This window comes from Eubacterium sp. SB2 (assembly GCF_001244405.1).
Lineage (GTDB): Bacteria > Bacillota > Clostridia > Lachnospirales > Lachnospiraceae > Faecalicatena > Faecalicatena contortus_B.
Map to the genome: position 1 here is coordinate 407,882 of NZ_LN865151.1, position 16,324 is coordinate 424,205.

Annotated in this window: 13 protein-coding genes; 10 read left to right on the top strand and 3 right to left on the bottom strand. The window is 48.4% G+C overall.

The features are described 5' to 3' along the window. The first annotated feature begins 73 nt into the window (after positions 1 to 73). From BN1938_RS06705 to BN1938_RS24065, 9 genes are all read left to right on the top strand, one after another. Positions 74 to 568 carry an NADH-quinone oxidoreductase subunit NuoE family protein gene (locus BN1938_RS06705; protein WP_050639853.1) on the top strand — a complete coding sequence of 165 codons (495 nt, stop codon included), beginning with the start codon at positions 74 to 76 and terminating at the stop codon, positions 566 to 568. Between the two features lie 4 nt (positions 569 to 572). After that, positions 573 to 1,133, top strand: coding sequence for an ATP-binding protein (locus BN1938_RS06710; RefSeq protein ID WP_050639854.1), 561 nt, complete (start codon positions 573 to 575; stop codon positions 1,131 to 1,133). Positions 1,134 to 1,164: 31 nt separating this feature from the next. Then, positions 1,165 to 1,551: a (2Fe-2S) ferredoxin domain-containing protein gene (locus BN1938_RS06715; protein WP_025657131.1), complete on the top strand. Its 387-nt coding sequence runs from the start codon at positions 1,165 to 1,167 to the stop codon at positions 1,549 to 1,551. Positions 1,552 to 1,566: 15 nt separating this feature from the next. After that, positions 1,567 to 3,354, top strand: a complete 1,788-nt coding sequence (nuoF, locus tag BN1938_RS06720; RefSeq protein WP_050639855.1) for an NADH-quinone oxidoreductase subunit NuoF — start codon at positions 1,567 to 1,569, stop codon at positions 3,352 to 3,354. 15 nt (positions 3,355 to 3,369) lie between these two features. Then, positions 3,370 to 5,112: an NADH-dependent [FeFe] hydrogenase, group A6 gene (locus BN1938_RS06725; RefSeq protein ID WP_050639856.1), complete on the top strand. Its 1,743-nt coding sequence runs from the start codon at positions 3,370 to 3,372 to the stop codon at positions 5,110 to 5,112. A 958-nt stretch (positions 5,113 to 6,070) separates the two neighbouring features. Then, positions 6,071 to 7,783, top strand: a complete 1,713-nt coding sequence (locus BN1938_RS06730) for a [Fe-Fe] hydrogenase large subunit C-terminal domain-containing protein (protein ID WP_050639857.1) — start codon at positions 6,071 to 6,073, stop codon at positions 7,781 to 7,783. 1 nt (position 7,784) lies between these two features. Then, on the top strand, positions 7,785 to 8,960 hold the full coding sequence (locus BN1938_RS06735) for a SpoIIE family protein phosphatase (protein ID WP_050639858.1): 1,176 nt from the start codon (positions 7,785 to 7,787) through the stop codon (positions 8,958 to 8,960). Between the two features lie 59 nt (positions 8,961 to 9,019). Then, entirely contained in the window at positions 9,020 to 10,453 is a 1,434-nt protein-coding gene (locus tag BN1938_RS06740; protein ID WP_050639859.1) for a phospholipase D-like domain-containing protein, read from the top strand. A gap of 342 nt (positions 10,454 to 10,795) precedes the next feature. Beyond that, the gene (locus BN1938_RS24065) at positions 10,796 to 10,930 is read left to right on the top strand and encodes a hypothetical protein (RefSeq protein WP_255350407.1); all 135 of its coding nucleotides are present in this window, start codon (positions 10,796 to 10,798) and stop codon (positions 10,928 to 10,930) included. Positions 10,931 to 11,317: 387 nt separating this feature from the next. Here the strand turns inward: BN1938_RS24065 and BN1938_RS06745 are convergent, their stop codons facing one another. From BN1938_RS06745 to BN1938_RS06755, 3 genes are read right to left on the bottom strand one after another with little or no spacing between them, the layout of a single operon-like run. Continuing rightward, positions 11,318 to 13,441, bottom strand: a complete 2,124-nt coding sequence (locus BN1938_RS06745; RefSeq protein ID WP_050639860.1) for a DUF6449 domain-containing protein — start codon at positions 13,439 to 13,441, stop codon at positions 11,318 to 11,320. Next, positions 13,416 to 14,318, bottom strand: coding sequence for an ATP-binding cassette domain-containing protein (locus tag BN1938_RS06750; RefSeq protein ID WP_050639861.1), 903 nt, complete (start codon positions 14,316 to 14,318; stop codon positions 13,416 to 13,418). Before BN1938_RS06750 ends, BN1938_RS06745 begins: the two co-directional genes overlap by 26 nt. Beyond that, on the bottom strand, positions 14,311 to 14,688 hold the full coding sequence (locus BN1938_RS06755) for a GntR family transcriptional regulator (protein WP_050639862.1): 378 nt from the start codon (positions 14,686 to 14,688) through the stop codon (positions 14,311 to 14,313). Before BN1938_RS06755 ends, BN1938_RS06750 begins: the two co-directional genes overlap by 8 nt. A gap of 1,159 nt (positions 14,689 to 15,847) precedes the next feature. Between BN1938_RS06755 and BN1938_RS06760 the strand changes: the two genes are divergently transcribed. Further along, positions 15,848 to 16,321, top strand: a complete 474-nt coding sequence (locus BN1938_RS06760; protein ID WP_025657141.1) for a complex I 24 kDa subunit family protein — start codon at positions 15,848 to 15,850, stop codon at positions 16,319 to 16,321. Positions 16,322 to 16,324 lie beyond the last annotated feature (3 nt).

The window sequence follows — 16,324 nt, forward strand, 5'->3', positions numbered from 1 at the left end:
TTCTGGAATTTTGTCATATCTCATGGTATTATAATATGGGTACAAACCCAAAGAAAAGAATGGAGGTTAAGCGATGCTCGCGAAGAAACAAACCGTTCCGTTTACAGGAACAAAGGAACAAGAAGAATCTTTATTAAAAGTGATAGCTGAGCTGAAGGATGAAAAAGGCGCCTTGATGCCGATTCTTCAAAAAGCCCAGGATATCTATGGATACCTTCCAATAGAGGTACAGACGATCATTTCTAACGAAACCGGGATCCCTCTGGAAAAGATATACGGAGTTGTTACATTCTATTCCCAGTTTACATTAAACCCGAAAGGAAAATATCAGATTTCCGTCTGTCTCGGAACTGCCTGTTATGTTAAAGGCTCCGGGGATATTTACAATGCGCTCATGGAAAAACTTGGCATTGTTGGCGGAGAATGTACGCCTGACGGCAAGTTTTCACTGGATGCATGCCGTTGTGTAGGCGCCTGTGGACTGGCTCCGGTTTTGATGGTTAATGAGGAAGTATACGGCCGTCTGACAGTGGATGATATTGACGACATTTTAGCAAAATACGAATAAGCCTATGATGCCGGAAATATCTCTGAACATATTGGACGTTGCTGAAAATTCTGTACGTGCAGGAGCATCACTTATTGAAATAGGGGTTTCTGTGCAGACAGAGGAGGACACGCTCACCGTTGTAATCAAGGATGACGGATGCGGTATGTCTGCAGAACAGGTAGAAAAGGTGCAGGACCCATTTTACACGACTAGGACTACGAGAAGAGTAGGTTTGGGAGTGCCTTTTTTCAAACAGGCTGCAGAGAGTACAGGAGGTAGCTTCTCCATTATGTCGGAATTAGGAAAGGGAACAGTGGTAACAGCTGTTTTTGGATTATCACATATAGACAGAATGCCGCTCGGGGATATTAGTTCTACCATACATACACTGGTTGTTTTCAATGAACAGATTCGATTTATTTATACTTACCGGTATAATGACAGTGAATTTGTTCTGGATACTCGTGAGATCAGAGAGATTCTGGGGGAAGACATTTCTTTCTCAAGTCTGGAGGTCTCCGGATTTATCAGGGAATTTCTTGAGTCAAATAAGGCTGAGGCAGACCAGGGAGCGGATATATAGATGATTTTGAAAATAAGAATGGAGGAAATATATGAAATCTCTCGAAGAATTACGCGCAATTAGAGAAAAAATGCAGGGTAAAGTCGGCGTCCGCGCAGAGAGCGAAGACCAGATCAGAGTGGTAGTCGGCATGGCTACCTGCGGAATCGCAAGCGGCGCAAGACCAGTGCTGACAGCGCTTTCCGATGCTGTTCAGGAGCAGGGCCTTAACAATATTAACGTAACACAGACAGGATGCATCGGACTCTGCCAGTACGAGCCTATCGTAGAAGTTATGGAACCAGGCAAGGAGAAAGTTACATATGTAAAGATGAATCCGGAAAAAGCATTGGAAGTATTAAGAATGCATCTTCTGGACGGCCAGGTCGTAACAAAGTATACATTGGGTGCAGTACAGAAGAGTGTTGAGAAAAAATAAAGGAGGCTAATGATTATGTATCGTTCGCACGTTTTGGTTTGTGGTGGAACAGGCTGTACTTCCTCCGGAAGCCCGAGAATTATAGAAAAACTTGAGAAAGAAATCAAGGCCCAGGGTCTGGCTGATGAAGTCGGTGTTGTTAAAACCGGCTGCTTCGGACTGTGTGCGCTGGGACCGATCATGATTGTATATCCGGAAGGATCTTTCTATTCCATGGTACAGGAAGACGATATTCCGGAGATTGTATCCGAACATCTGTTAAAGGGAAGGGTAGTTACTCGTCTTCTTTACGATGAGACAACAAAGACAGACAAGATTCTTCCTCTGAATGAGACAAACTTCTATAAGAAGCAGAAGAGAGTCGCTTTGAGAAACTGCGGTGTTATTAATCCGGAGGATATCGAAGAATACATAGGTACAGGTGGATATGAGGCTCTGGGTACCGTACTGACGGAAAAGACACCGGAAGATGTCATCCAGATCCTGCTGGACAGCGGCCTCAGAGGACGCGGAGGCGCCGGCTTCCCGACGGGTCTGAAGTGGAAATTTGCGGCGGCAAATGACGCGGATCAGAAGTATGTCTGCTGTAATGCCGACGAGGGAGACCCGGGTGCATTTATGGATCGTTCCGTACTGGAAGGTGACCCGCATGTAGTTCTGGAGGCTATGACAATCGCAGGTTATGCGATCGGTGCTTCCCAGGGATATATTTATGTGCGTGCAGAATACCCAATCGCAGTAAAGCGTCTCGAAATCGCGATCGGACAGGCGAGAGAGTACGGCCTGTTAGGAAAAAATATTTTCGACAGCGGCTTCGATTTTGATATTGAGCTGAGACTTGGTGCAGGCGCCTTTGTCTGCGGTGAGGAGACGGCTCTCATGACTTCCATCGAGGGCAACAGAGGAGAGCCAAGACCTCGTCCGCCATTCCCGGCACTGAAAGGTCTGTTCGAGAAACCGACCATATTGAACAATGTTGAAACGTACGCGAACATCCCGCAGATTATCGTGAACGGCCCGGAATGGTTTGCATCCATGGGCACAGAGAAGTCTAAGGGTACAAAAGTATTCGCTCTCGGCGGTAAGATTAACAATACCGGTCTTGTGGAGATTCCAATGGGAACCACACTCCGTGAGATCGTAGAAGAGATCGGCGGCGGTGTTCCGAACGGCAAGAAGTTCAAGGCAGCCCAGACAGGCGGACCATCCGGCGGATGTATTCCGGCCGAGCACTTTGATGTGCCGATCGACTATGACAACCTGATAGAAATCGGCTCCATGATGGGATCCGGAGGTCTGATTGTTATGGACGAAGATAACTGTATGGTAGATATCGCGAAGTTCTTCCTGGAATTCACAGTAGACGAATCCTGTGGTAAGTGTACGCCATGCCGTGTCGGCACAAGACGTATGCTGGAGATCCTGGAGAAGATCACGAAGGGCCAGGCAACAATGGCAGATCTGGATAAGCTGGAAGAACTGTGTTACCACCTGAAATCCAATTCTCTGTGTGCATTGGGGCAGACAGCGCCGAACCCGGTACTTTCCACGCTTCATTACTTCAGGGACGAATACATCGCACATATCGTAGACAAAAAGTGTCCGGCAGGAGTATGTAAAGACCTGCTCCACTACAAGATTGATGCTGACAAATGTAAAGGGTGTACCTTATGTGCAAGAACCTGTCCGTCTGATGCAATCATCGGCAGCGTAAAAGAACCACATATGATTAACCCAGAAAAATGTGTGAAGTGCGGCGCTTGTATGGAGAAATGCCGTTTCGGTGCGATTTACAAAGAGTAATGGAGGATAGAGACTATGGAAAATGTAAATATTAAAATTAATGGCATAGATGTCTGTGCACCGGCAGGCTCTACGATTCTGGATGCGGCACATATCGCAGGGATTAAGATCCCCACTCTGTGCTTCCTGAAGGAAATCAATGAGATTGGTGCCTGCCGTATGTGCATCGTAGAAGTAAAAGGTGCAAGGAATCTGGTTGCAGCCTGTGTACACCCGATCAATGAGGGAATGGAGGTCCTGACAAACACCCCGGAGCTGATCGCATCGAGAAAGCGTACGCTGGAACTGATTCTTTCCAATCATGATAAAAAATGTCTCTCCTGCGTCAGAAGCGGAAAGTGCGAGCTTCAGGAGCTATGCCAGGAACTGGGCGTGGAAGATGAGAACTATTTTGCAGGAGAATCACCGGAGTTTGAGCTGGATGACAGCGCACCTCATATGATCCGTGACAATAACAAGTGTATCCTCTGCAGAAGATGTACGGCTGTCTGTGAAAAAGTACAGTCCGTAGGCGTGATCGGGCCAAACAACAGAGGATTCGCATCCTCTATCGGTTCACCGTTTGATATGGGACTGGCAGAAACAAGCTGTGTATCCTGCGGTCAGTGTATCACCGCATGTCCGACTGGTGCTTTATATGAAAAAGACTTTATCGACGACGTGCTCGCTGCAATTGCGGATGAGAGCAAACATGTCATCGTTCAGCCGGCTCCTTCCGTAAGAGCTGCCCTTGGAGAAGAATTCGGATATCCGATAGGAACAGACGTGGAAGGCAAGATGGCGGCGGCACTCAGAAGAATCGGATTCGACGGAGTATTCGATACAGACTTCAGTGCAGACCTTACCATCATGGAAGAGGCACATGAGTTCCTCGACCGTGTACAGAACGGCGGAGTGCTTCCGATGATGACCTCCTGTTCACCGGGATGGATCAAATACTGTGAGCACTACTATCCGGATCAGCTGGAACACCTGTCCAGCTGCAAATCACCACAGCAGATGTTCGGCGCTATTGCAAAGACATATTATGCCGAGAAGATGGGCATAGACCCGAAGAACATCGTATGTGTCAGCGTAATGCCATGTACGGCGAAGAAGTTCGAGATCAACCGTGACGACCAGGATGCAGCAGGAGTACCCGACGTTGACATCTCAATCACCACAAGAGAACTTGCCCGTCTGATCCGCAAAGTCGGAATCAACTTCAGAAGCTTGCCGGACGAAGGATTTGACGATCCGTTAGGAGAGTCCACAGGTGCGGGCGTGATCTTCGGAGCAACCGGAGGCGTTATGGAAGCCGCGCTGCGTACAGCGGTTGAGACTTTGACAGGCGAAGAACTTGCAAGCCTGGAGTTCAACGAGGTCCGCGGTACAGAAGGCATCAAAGAGGCTACATACAATGTGGCAGGAATGGATGTCAAAGTAGCAGTAGCATCCGGACTGTCCAACGCAAAGCAGATTATGGATAAAGTACGTGCAGGGGAAGCAGACTATCACTTCATCGAGATCATGTGCTGCCCGGGCGGATGTGTAAACGGAGGCGGACAGCCTCAGGTACATGCAGACGTACGCAACTATGAAGATGTCAGAGCTATCCGTGCAAAAGCACTGTATGATAATGATAAAGCAAAAACTATCAGAAAATCACATGACAACCCGTCTATCCAGAAACTCTATGAGGAGTTCCTTGGAGAACCGGGAAGTGAAAAGGCACATCATATACTGCATACAAGCTATGTAAAAAGAAGTATTAACTAAGGAGCGGATTTTAGCGAGTGGATGGGGACGGGACGCTAAGTAAAAGGTGAGCCGGATCCCCCTGTGGGGCTGTGCATGCCATTTCTGTATCCTGCCCGCTTGCTAAGAATCCGTAAGAGAAAAAACAGGGAACCTGGAGGGACTTGCCGCATTTGGCCCAAAATCTTGATGATTTTGAGCCGCAGGCGGCAACAGAATTTGTTTTGGTAAAACAAATTCTGCCCTCCAGGTTCCCTGTTTTTTCTCTAACGGATTCTATCGCGCGCTATTAAGGGTACAGAAATGGCATGCACAGCCCCACAGGGGTATCCGGCTCACCTTTCCCTTAGCTGGGCGCATCCGGCCGGCAGGAAAGATCGTTCCCCCTCGGAGGGGAGATTAAGGCGGGAGAGGCGGATGGTGCGGGCCTGGATAGGACGGTATCGTAAGGGGTGCGTTATAATTGACTACAGGAGGGCTTTACGCGTATCCAAAAGGATCCACCGGCCCCGTCAAACTTCTCCATGAACAGCATCCAACCGTCTGGATGCACCCAGCCTGTGGAAGGAGGGACTTGTGCCGGGGGGCGGGAAACTTCCTTACCCCTTTCTGACAGGCATAGAGTGCGCCGTAGTGTCACTTGATAAAAACCGCCGCCAGGGGGGGGGGCTAAAAGATGCTCACCAAAGCATCTTTTAAAAAGGCCTGAGCCGCGCAATTCATCAGAATTGCGGGGTGAATGCCTTTGGTGCCTCCCCCCTGGCGGCGGTTTTTATCTAGTGACACTTGGCAAACGGACCGCCTGCAGAAAGGGGTAAGGAAGTTTCCCGCCCCCCGGCACAAGTCTCTCCTTCCACAGGCGGCCTCCTCCCCCCATCCGTTCATTCCTCCTGTCATTCACTAAAATTTATGGATATTTGGTGTGATCAGTGGTAGAATGGTTTCAGAAATGTTTTGAGATGAGAGGAGCTTAGAAGTCATGAGAGTGATTGATTTTAAGGATGCGAAATGCAGGCACTGCTACAAGTGTGTGCGCTACTGTATGGTGAAGGCGATTTCCGTACGGGATGAGCAGGCGCATATTCTGAAGGACCACTGTATTAACTGCGGCCGGTGTATGGAGATCTGCCCGCAGAATGCCAAGACGTTTGCCAGCGATATGGATCGGGTGAAGGGGTATCTGAGGCAGGGGTTTAAAACGATTATTTCGATCGCTCCGTCTTATATTGGAGTACTGGAATTTGACAGGCCGGGACAGGTTGTGGATGCTCTTTTAAAACTTGGGTTTGCAGAGGTCAGGGAGACGGCCGAAGGGGCAGCCATGGTGACGAATGAGTATAAAAAAATCATTCGGGAAAATAAGATGCCTAATATAATTACGACATGCTGTCCGAGTGTCAATGATCTGGTGGAAAAGTATTATCCTGACTGTGTGGATCTGCTGGCGCCGGTGGTTTCACCCATGGTGGCACACGGACGTTATATAAAGAAGCTGTACGGTAATGATGTGAAAGTGGTATTTTTGGGGCCGTGTATTGCGAAAAAACAGGAGGCAATCGGGGATGAAAGAGTATTCGGAGCGATTGATGCGATTCTTACTTTTGAAGAACTGTCGATCTGGCTGGAGGAGGCAGGTATCGATATCTATGCCTGCGAGGATAAGCCTATGGGTAACCCGGATCCTAAGGTTAACCGAATGTATCCGATCAGCGGAGGCGTGATTCAGTCAGTTGTGACCGAGGAGGAGGCCGATACATATCATAAAGTCTATGTGGACGGACTGGCAAACTGCATGGAGATGCTGGAGTGTCTGCAGCGGGGAGAACTGGAGCACTGCTTTATTGAGGCAAATGTCTGTGAAGGCGGATGCGCGAAGGGCCCAGCATCCGCAAGGTGGAACACGTCTTATGTGAAGGCGAAAGTAAAGATTGAAAATGAGGTATCTTATAAGGCTGCAAGGAACCTGCCGGAAATGAGCACGCAGGAACTGGCAAAGGCATTTGAGGACAACCACCTGACGGACCGTATCCCTACGGATAAGGAAATCCGGGATATTCTGAAGTCTACCGGGAAATATTCCGAGGAGGATGAATTGAACTGTGGAGCCTGTGGTTATCCTACCTGCAGGGATAAAGCGATCGCCGTTTATCAGAATAAGGCAGAGCTGTCCATGTGCATGCCGTATGCGCTGACGCAGGCGGAGTCTATGTCCAATGTGGTGATGGATGTTACGCCGAATATGATCTTTATTATAGATAGCAGCATGAAGATCAGGGAATGTAATAAAAAGGCGCAGGAACTGCTCGGAGTGGGAAGGGATGAGGCCGTTCAGCGTTACATTTTCGAATTCATAGAGGCCGAGGATATTGAGGAGACACTGCGCACCAAAGAACCCGTTATCCACAAAAAGATCCAGCTGGAACATGGTAGAATGACTGCGGAGGAGACGATCGTTTATATTGAAAACCTGGATTCCGTGCTTGTAACCTTCCAGGATGTAACCAGAGAGGAGAAAATCAAGGAGCAGCATTATTTCCTGAAAGTGGAGACCGTTAAGATGGCGCAGGAGGTCATCGAGAAGCAGATGATGGTTGCCCAGGAGATTGCAGGTCTGCTCGGTGAGACAACAGCAGAGACAAAGGTGACGCTGACAAAACTTCGGGATTCTATCCTCAATGAAGGGGAGGAATGATATGAGCGTAAGTATAGACGTGGCATGGAAGAGCCTGAATAAGCACCATGAAGAACTGTGCGGCGATAAAGTGGAGATCTTAAAGACGGAGGACTCCGACATTGTGATTCTTGCGGACGGAATGGGGAGTGGTGTGAAAGCTAACATTCTCGCAACACTGACATCCAAGATACTCAGGACGATGCTGTTCGAAGGCGCAGCCATAGAATCCTGTGTGGCGACAATCGCCAAAACGCTTCCGATCTGCCAGGTGAGGAAGGTGGCTTATGCGACATTCAGTATCCTGCAGATCTTTCGTAACGGAGACGCCTATCTGGTGGAATATGATAATCCGGCCTGTGTATTTATCCGGGACAAGAAAATTGTAAATTATCCCTACGAGGAAAGGGTGATTGAGGGAAAGAAAATCCACGAATACCGTTTTAAGGTCCAGCAGAATGACTGCTTTGTACTGATGAGCGATGGCGTGATTTATGCCGGCGCGGGTGAGATACTGAACCTGCAGGGATGGACCTGGGAGAGCATGGCGGAGTATACCCTGCAGTGTACGAAAAAAACGATGTCGGCCTCCAGGCTGGCTGCCCTTCTGAGCCAGGCATGCGATGACCTCTATGTACAGAAACCGGGCGACGACACGACGGTGGCTGTGGCGAGGGTGATTGAGCGGAGAGTAGTAAATATATTTACAGGGCCTCCGAAGAGCAAAGAAGACGATGAGAAACTGATGCATGAATTTATGCATAAAGAAGGCCGGAAAATCGTATGCGGCGGGACAAGTGCCAACATCGCTGCGAGGATTCTCAGGAAGGATATTATCACCAAAGTAGATTACAATGATCCGAACGTGCCCCCCATGGCAACGATAGAAGGGCTGGATCTGGTTACAGAGGGCGTGCTGACACTGGGTAAGGCGCTGAAATTGCTGAAACGGTATGTGAAGGATGAATTTGACGTGGAGTTCTTCGACGAGCTGGATGCCAATAACGGTGCATCCCGGCTTGCAAAGATATTGATCGAAGAGTGCACGGAGCTGAATCTCTTTGTGGGGACTGCCGTGAACGAAGCACACCAGAACTCGGAACTGAGTTTTGACCTCAGCGTGCGGATGAATCTGATAGAGCAGCTGGAGTCCGTAGTCGGTAAGATGGGAAAAAAAGTCAAAGTAAATTATTATTAGGAGGGAAGTACTCAGCCTGCGTATGAGGCTATTATGCCGCTGCAGGCTGAAAAACAGCAATGGAAGGCAGAAGAAACAGGAAACATTTTAAAATCAGATACCTTATCATCGGTATTCTGGTATTTGTTCTGTATGTACTTTTGGGGACAATCATATCTTATATCCGGCAGCCAAAGGTAAGCAGGGAATACAAAAAATCTTTTGATGCGGAGGACTGCTACTCAGATATTGTATCCGGTGACAGGGCATGTATCATAGAGGACAATGCGGACGGACTGGAAGAACGTCTGAAGATGCTGGAACAGGCAGAGAACCGGATTATCCTTTCAACATTTGATTTCCATGCGGACCAGAGCGGTAAAGATGTCATTGCCGCTCTGATCCATGCTGCCAGGCGGGGCGTGGATGTGAAGGTCCTTGTGGACGGGTTTTCCGCGTTTCAGCAGATGGATGGAAATGAATATTTTTACGCCCTCTCATCGGAAAAAAATGTAGAGGTGAGGATTTACAACCGGATTAACCTGCTGACGCCATGGAAGAGCATGGGCCGTCTTCATGATAAATATCTGATTGTGGATGACGGCCTGTATATGCTGGGCGGAAGAAACACCTATGACTATTTCCTGGGGGACAACGGATATAAGAATTACGACAGAGATGTCCTGGTCTACACAAGAAATCCCGATGATGAAAGTTCCATACATCAGCTGGAATCCTATTTTGATTCCGTGTGGGATCTGGATGTATGTAAGAAGTTCAGAACCACCTCCTGGAGAGTGCGTGCCAAAGACCTCACCCGTGCCAAAGAAGAGCTGGAAGCCAGATACCAGGAGATCTTAAAAAACAATCCGGCTCTAAAAGAGAAACCAGATTATCAGGCCATGACTTTTGAGACAGGGAAGATTACCCTTCTGAGCAATCCGACCCATGTATACGCCAAAGAGCCAACGCTGTTTTATGCCTTGACCAGCCTGATGAAGGACACCGATGAAGAAATCGCGATCCACACGCCATACATCATCTGCAATGACTGGATGTATCAGGAGTTTGAATCGGTCTGTGAAGCCAATGAAAATGTCCTTTTAATGACCAATTCCGTAGCCAACAACGGGAACCCGTTCGGCGCTTCGGATTACAGGAAAAATAAAGGAAAACTTTTAGATACCGGTCTGGAAATCCATGAATACGAAGGCGGAGTTTCCTATCACGGGAAAAGCATCACAATCGGAGATGATCTGGCAATCGTAGGCTCCTTCAACATGGACATGAGAAGTGCCTACCTGGATACAGAACTGATGCTTGTGATCGACAGCAAAGAAGTAACAAAACAGCTCAGGGGATACATGAAAAGCTACGAAGACGATTCCGTGCAGGCACTGCCCGACGGAACATATAACATCCCGGAGGGAGTCACAAGACAGAAAATCAGCAAAAGCCGTGAAAACCGCATAAAACTCCTGACCCCCTTCAACTGGATGAGATTTTTGATGTAATGGGGGGAGGACGCCTGTCTGGGGAGTGGCTTTGGCGGCTGCGGGGGAGCTTTTTGTGCTGCTTTTTGGAGCTGTCCGTTTGCTAACAAATCCTAAATAAAAACCATGCCGGATGGAAAGGCCCGGCGGCATTCACCCCGCAATTCTGATGAATTGCGCGGCTCAGGCCGCCTTAAAATTTGCTTTGGTGAGCAAATTTTACCCTTTCCATCCGGCATGGTTTTTATTAAGGATTTGTAAGCGCACTCTATGCTTCCAAAAAGCAGCACAAAAAGCTCCCTCCGCAGCCGCCAAAGCCACTCCACAGACAGGCTGGTGCATCCGGTCGGTAGAAGCTTGACATTGGTTGAGAAACTGACGGTGAGGCGGATTACGGATGGGAGATGTGGGTTACAAATGGGAGGCGTGGATTATGGATGGGAGATGCAGGCAACTGACGGGAGGCGTGGATTATGGATGGGAGATGCAGTCAACTGACGGGAGATGTGCATTACTGCTGAGGAGACTTTGGTATCAACATTGAAGCACAATCCGCCTCTCCCGTCTGCGTTCCCACCCGGGAAGTGACAGTAACTTCTGACAGGATGCGACCAGCTGTGTGAAAGTGGAGGAGGGCTCTCCTGGATGCGTCTTTTAGGGCATTAGTGCCGCTTCATCAAAATCGGAGCCGGCATGTGAACTTCTTCCAGGCCCACAAGGCCTGGAAGAAAGCAGACCCGCAGCGAGAATTCATCAGAATTCTCGTGAGTGTCTGCGATGTTCAACATGCCGGCTCCGATTTTGATTAGCGGCACTTATGCCCTAATACCGTATCCAGGAGAGCCCTGCTCCACTTCCACACAGCGGCCCCTTTGCCACCCTCCCTCACTCCCCATAAACCGCATAAGTATTGGGATAAGCCTTTCCGTTGAGGGTGATTTCTACGGACCCCGTTGTGGTTTTATAGTTTCCGAGGAGTCCGCTGCATTCGTCATAGCTGATCTGATCCAGAAGTTTCTGGATTTCTTCAGGACTGGTGACGGGGATTCCGTCTCCGAAGGAATAATCATAGGATGATTTCTGCTTTTCTATGGTTGAATAACCGAGGTCAGCATTTTGAGTATATACATCGTCTGTGCCTTCATTCGGATAGTAGGTCATTAGTGCAACGTCATTGGGACTGATTTTGGTTCGGAATTTGTATCCGTGTTCCTCCAGCAACTGCAGTGTATTTGTATAGGAACGATAGACATAAAACTGCCCTAATTGAATTTTATGCACGCTTTTTCCGGTTACGGGTTCGGCAGCATACTTGTCGGGGAAATCTACGATAAGTTCACCCAATGGGGCTTCGTTCTGTAGTTCTGCAATATCTGCGCTCAGGACGTCTTCTTTGTAGGCATCGATAAGCTGGTTTTGCTCTTTCCTGCTTAAGGAAAGTGAATCGGCCTTGTAATAGATATCCTGCATAGAAATACCAAGGATGTCTTCCGGGTTCAGATGGAAGACCGGGAAAAGCTCTTTTCGGTATGCTTCACTCTCGCAGGCCTGTTTCATTGCACTCAAAAGCGCTGTCTTATCTACTGCATACTGACGGTAAACATTTTTCCCGTTTGTGAGTCCAAAACGCATTGTGACAACGACAGCATCCTGGGAGCTGTCTCCCTGATTAATGAATTGGGGTGTGATCCCCTGCTTTAGGTTCTCTATGCCTTCTTCTGACAGACGGTACAGTGTCTCGTAATCAGTGATGGCTGCGGCCGGAGCATTCAGCTGGTCGTAGAGGACTCCTTCATAGCTTTCCGGATAGTCAAAATATCCGGAAAAATTATCGGTGTATACGGACATTTCGGCAAGCTTTTTTTCTTTGGGCAGATAGGTGTCATATCCGAACAGGTCAAACTGCAGGATGCAGAGAATTGCCGCTACGGCACAAAGGGAAAGGGCCGTTGATGCTTTTCCCGACAGGATCTGCCGGATGTCCTGGTGGTATATGAATTCAATCAGCAGACAGAGCAGAATTACGGTAAGTATACTGAAGGAAATAATCCACCGTGAGCCGCTGCCGGCGCTGAAAGAATCGATAAACAGACCGATAAATAATGCAGTGGGTACCGCGATCAGGATCTTGATGACAGGGGCTGATTTGGAAAAGGCCAGTGCATTTTCAGCCGCCTCTGCCGGATAATATTTATAGATCAAAAGGGCGGCTGCGATCAGTATGACAGCACACAGAACCGCACAGATCAGGACAGCCGGAGACGACGGCCGCAGGGTAGTCGTACGTAATGTCCGCATATATAGGGTGGCTGGCGTCATATATTCCACGATCTCCTGTAGAATAGCGGGGGAGCTGCTGGTCCAGGTATGAAAGAATTTAGAGGCAAGTCCTCCCATAAGAAACATAATAATGTTCCCGTATATAAGCAGGACAAATGAAGCAAGAACTCCTGTAACAATGCGACCTGTCAGGAACATGGCCAGAATACTGGTGTGATAACAGATCAAAAAACCCAGGACGCCTCCCAGCACGGAGGTAAAGGCGGTTAGCAATATCTCCCTGTTCAGTATTCCGTGCGCCTGGCCTATCAGCAGTGTGGACAATGCGAACAGGAGATAGGGTACCAGAAAAATAATCAGGCCGCCCCAGTATGAGACTGCAAACCACTGTACACGCCTGACCGGCATGGAATGATAAAAGTCCTGTTTGTCTCTGGAGTGCAGATAGGAGAATCCGGTTACCGCACAAAGAATTGCCAGGATCACGATCAATACAGCGAAATAGCGGTTAGTGGAACCGTTAAAAAACCCGGGAAATGTTCCGGAGGCCCAGCTTTGGAAATCCCCGCTGCCGGCCTTGTACCAAGGCTGATTCTTTACACTGTCGATGGAGAGAAGCGTATAAACCGGAAGGATGAGAAACAGCAGGACTGCGCTCAGGGCGGCAAGCCATCCCCGGCGCCTGATGTCGGATTCTATAAATTTAAAGTATGAGATTTTTGATGTCATAGCCGGCTACCTCCGTTTCGCTGATAAAGATTTCTTCTAAAGTTAATGGCAGTATTTCTGCAAATACAGGAGCCTTTGAATTAACACAGTTGAGAAGCGCTTCCTTTGTTCCCCTTGCTGTGATCAGCATCAGGGAACCGGATTTCTCGTACTGCAGGACCGTTAGTTCCTGGAGAAGCTGCTGCTCCCTGGCTTCGTCCGGAAGGACGCACTGGATCTTATGGACATGGTATTTCATCTGATCCAGATCCTGGGTGAGCAGAAGTTTTCCCTTATGAAGCAGCCCGATGCTGTCACAGATATCCTCCAGCTCCCGGAGATTATGGGAGGCAATGACCGGAGTAAAATCCCGCTTCATCAGCTCTGCGGCAAACAGGCTCTTTACTGCCTGCCGCATGACCGGATCCAGTCCATCGAATGTCTCATCACAGAGGAGGTATTTTGTCCCCGTGCATAGGCCGAGCAGCAGGGATACCTGCTTTTTCATGCCCTTGGAAAATGTATTCAGTTTCCTGGTGAGTGTGATGTCCAGCTTTTCTGCGAGACTGTCAAATGCCTTGCTGTCAAACTGAGAATAGACCATCGCGTAGTAATCCCGCATGACCGCGGGTGTCGCATTTGGAAAAAAATAGGCGGAATCAGAGAGAAAGCAGATATTCTCTTTGGCCTCCCGATTCTCGTAGGCGGGCTGTCCGTCCACAAGAAGAGCCCCGTCATCTGGTTTCAGGATCCCGGAAATCAGGCGCAGAAGAGTACTTTTCCCAGCTCCATTGCTGCCCACCAGTCCAAAGATCATCCCTTCGCTGATCGATGCGGTAACATGATCTATTGCATGGATATTCTGAAATGTTTTGTCTATATTTTTTAATTCAATCATGCAGAACCTCCTTTTGATATAGCTGATCAATTATTTTACTGCATTCTTCGCGGGTGACTCCCATCTCCCTGCCATAGAAAATCAGTTTTTTTAAGTCCTCAAAAAATGCCAGTTTTTTCTGCTTTGCCAGCTGCCCGCTGCCGGAAACAAAATTCCCCCGCCCCTTAACCGGATAAATATATCCCTGCTGCTCCAGCTGGGCAAAGGCCTTCTGGATCGTATTCGGATTAATGGACAGCTGTAATGCAAGGGAGCGAACGGAGGGCATCTGGTCGTCTGGTTTTAATACGCCTTTAAGAATGAGCATCTGGAAACGTTCGACAATCTGCTCATAGATGGGCGTCCTGCTTTGATAATCAATGTTTATCATGCGAACCTCCTGTATGGTTGGTGTGTGAAGTGTACTAATTCAAATAATACACTTAATGTAACATATCAACTCAATAAAGTCAATCGGGATTTAGCGACGAGCTTTAGTTTCGGCGCGGATGGGGACGCTCCATAAAGGGATAGCCGAAAACCTCCCGGAGAACATCCATGTCCTTTCAAAAACGCGGCCGCGGACCTAAGAAATTCTAGGCGGGAAACAGCCCTGAAAATGGAGCACCACTGACACATCACGAGAAATCCGATGATTTCTCGCGCTGGGTCAGCTGATTTTTGGATTCGGAATCCAAAAATCTCTCCATTTTCAGGGCTGTTTCCCACCAAGAATTTCTAAGGTTCGCTTTGAGCGTTTTTGAAAGGACATGGATGTTCTCCGGGAGGTTTTCGGCTATCCCTTCATGGAGCTGGTGCATCCGACCGGCAGGAAAAGGATTCGTTCCTAAGGTGGAGCCTCAAACGGGGGCAGCGTATGGATATAGAATTGGCGGGACTTTTATGTCCCCAGTAGGTGTGCATAAGCAAAGGGATACGGTTCCAGTATCAAAATAATTCAATACACATCTTGAAGATGAAAAGACACGCATAGCCAATCCACATCCGCTGCCCTGGTCTCGGATCCCACCCGGTTGGCGGGTTTTCCTGCCGATTGGATGAGCCAGCTTTATGACAGGGAGGCCGGGGAAGTGCTGGGGCTGTATATGCCGTTGCGAAATGCTGGAGTGCGCTTAGTGATTCTTGAACAGCCGCTGCCGGATAGGCGGGGAACAACTTGATCTCCAAATCAAGTTGTTGCTGAACCCAGCGCGGGAAATCATCAGATTTCCCGTGATGTGTTCAGCGTACCCGCCTATCCGGCATCGGGTGTTCTAGAATCACTTAGCAGCATGGGTGCATATCGCAACGGCATATACAGCCCCAGCACCTCCCCGGCCTCCCTGTCATGAAGCGTCCCCATCCGTCGACTAGGCTAAAGCTAGCCGACTAAATCCCGATTTTATTGAGAAAAAGTGTATTTTACTATTGCCTAAAAGCCACATTTACCATATAATAAACAGTGATTGATAAAATTTTAACTATATCATACAAAAGTACAGTTTATAAGGATTTTGAAGTCTTATAAACGCAGTTTAAGGAGGTATCTCATGTTAGATCAGACCTACTATGACAAGGCAGATGAAATCATAGCGTCACATGGGGCGGAACAGGCATCACTGATTCCAATTATTCAGGACATTCAGACGGAATACCGTTATCTGCCGCCAGAGCTTTTGAGCTATGTGGCAGGGAAGCTTGGCATTAATGAGGCAAAGGCTTACAGTGTGGCAACATTTTATGAGAATTTTTCTTTTGAGCCAAAAGGAAAGTACATCATCAAGGTATGTGATGGAACAGCCTGTCATGTGCGTAAATCGATTCCGATCCTGGAGCGTCTCTACAGCGAACTGGGCCTTTCCAGCGAAAAAGCAACAACAGACGATATGCTGTTTACTCTGGAAACGGTTTCCTGTCTCGGGGCCTGCGGGCTGGCGCCGGTGCTTACGGTGAATGATAAGGTTTATCCGGCAATGACGCCGGATGCAGCAGCTGAATTAATTCGCGAGTTGAGAGGAGCTTAGAGA

Coding starts and splice junctions, on each gene's coding strand:
- BN1938_RS06705 (WP_050639853.1), top strand. CDS start 74: ATGCTCGCGAAGAAACAAACCGTTCCGTTTACAGGAACAAAGGAACAA.
- BN1938_RS06710 (WP_050639854.1), top strand. CDS start 573: ATGATGCCGGAAATATCTCTGAACATATTGGACGTTGCTGAAAATTCT.
- BN1938_RS06715 (WP_025657131.1), top strand. CDS start 1,165: ATGAAATCTCTCGAAGAATTACGCGCAATTAGAGAAAAAATGCAGGGT.
- nuoF (WP_050639855.1), top strand. CDS start 1,567: ATGTATCGTTCGCACGTTTTGGTTTGTGGTGGAACAGGCTGTACTTCC.
- BN1938_RS06725 (WP_050639856.1), top strand. CDS start 3,370: ATGGAAAATGTAAATATTAAAATTAATGGCATAGATGTCTGTGCACCG.
- BN1938_RS06730 (WP_050639857.1), top strand. CDS start 6,071: ATGAGAGTGATTGATTTTAAGGATGCGAAATGCAGGCACTGCTACAAG.
- BN1938_RS06735 (WP_050639858.1), top strand. CDS start 7,785: ATGAGCGTAAGTATAGACGTGGCATGGAAGAGCCTGAATAAGCACCAT.
- BN1938_RS06740 (WP_050639859.1), top strand. CDS start 9,020: ATGGAAGGCAGAAGAAACAGGAAACATTTTAAAATCAGATACCTTATC.
- BN1938_RS06745 (WP_050639860.1), bottom strand. CDS start 13,441: ATGACATCAAAAATCTCATACTTTAAATTTATAGAATCCGACATCAGG.
- BN1938_RS06750 (WP_050639861.1), bottom strand. CDS start 14,318: ATGATTGAATTAAAAAATATAGACAAAACATTTCAGAATATCCATGCA.
- BN1938_RS06755 (WP_050639862.1), bottom strand. CDS start 14,688: ATGATAAACATTGATTATCAAAGCAGGACGCCCATCTATGAGCAGATT.
- BN1938_RS06760 (WP_025657141.1), top strand. CDS start 15,848: ATGTTAGATCAGACCTACTATGACAAGGCAGATGAAATCATAGCGTCA.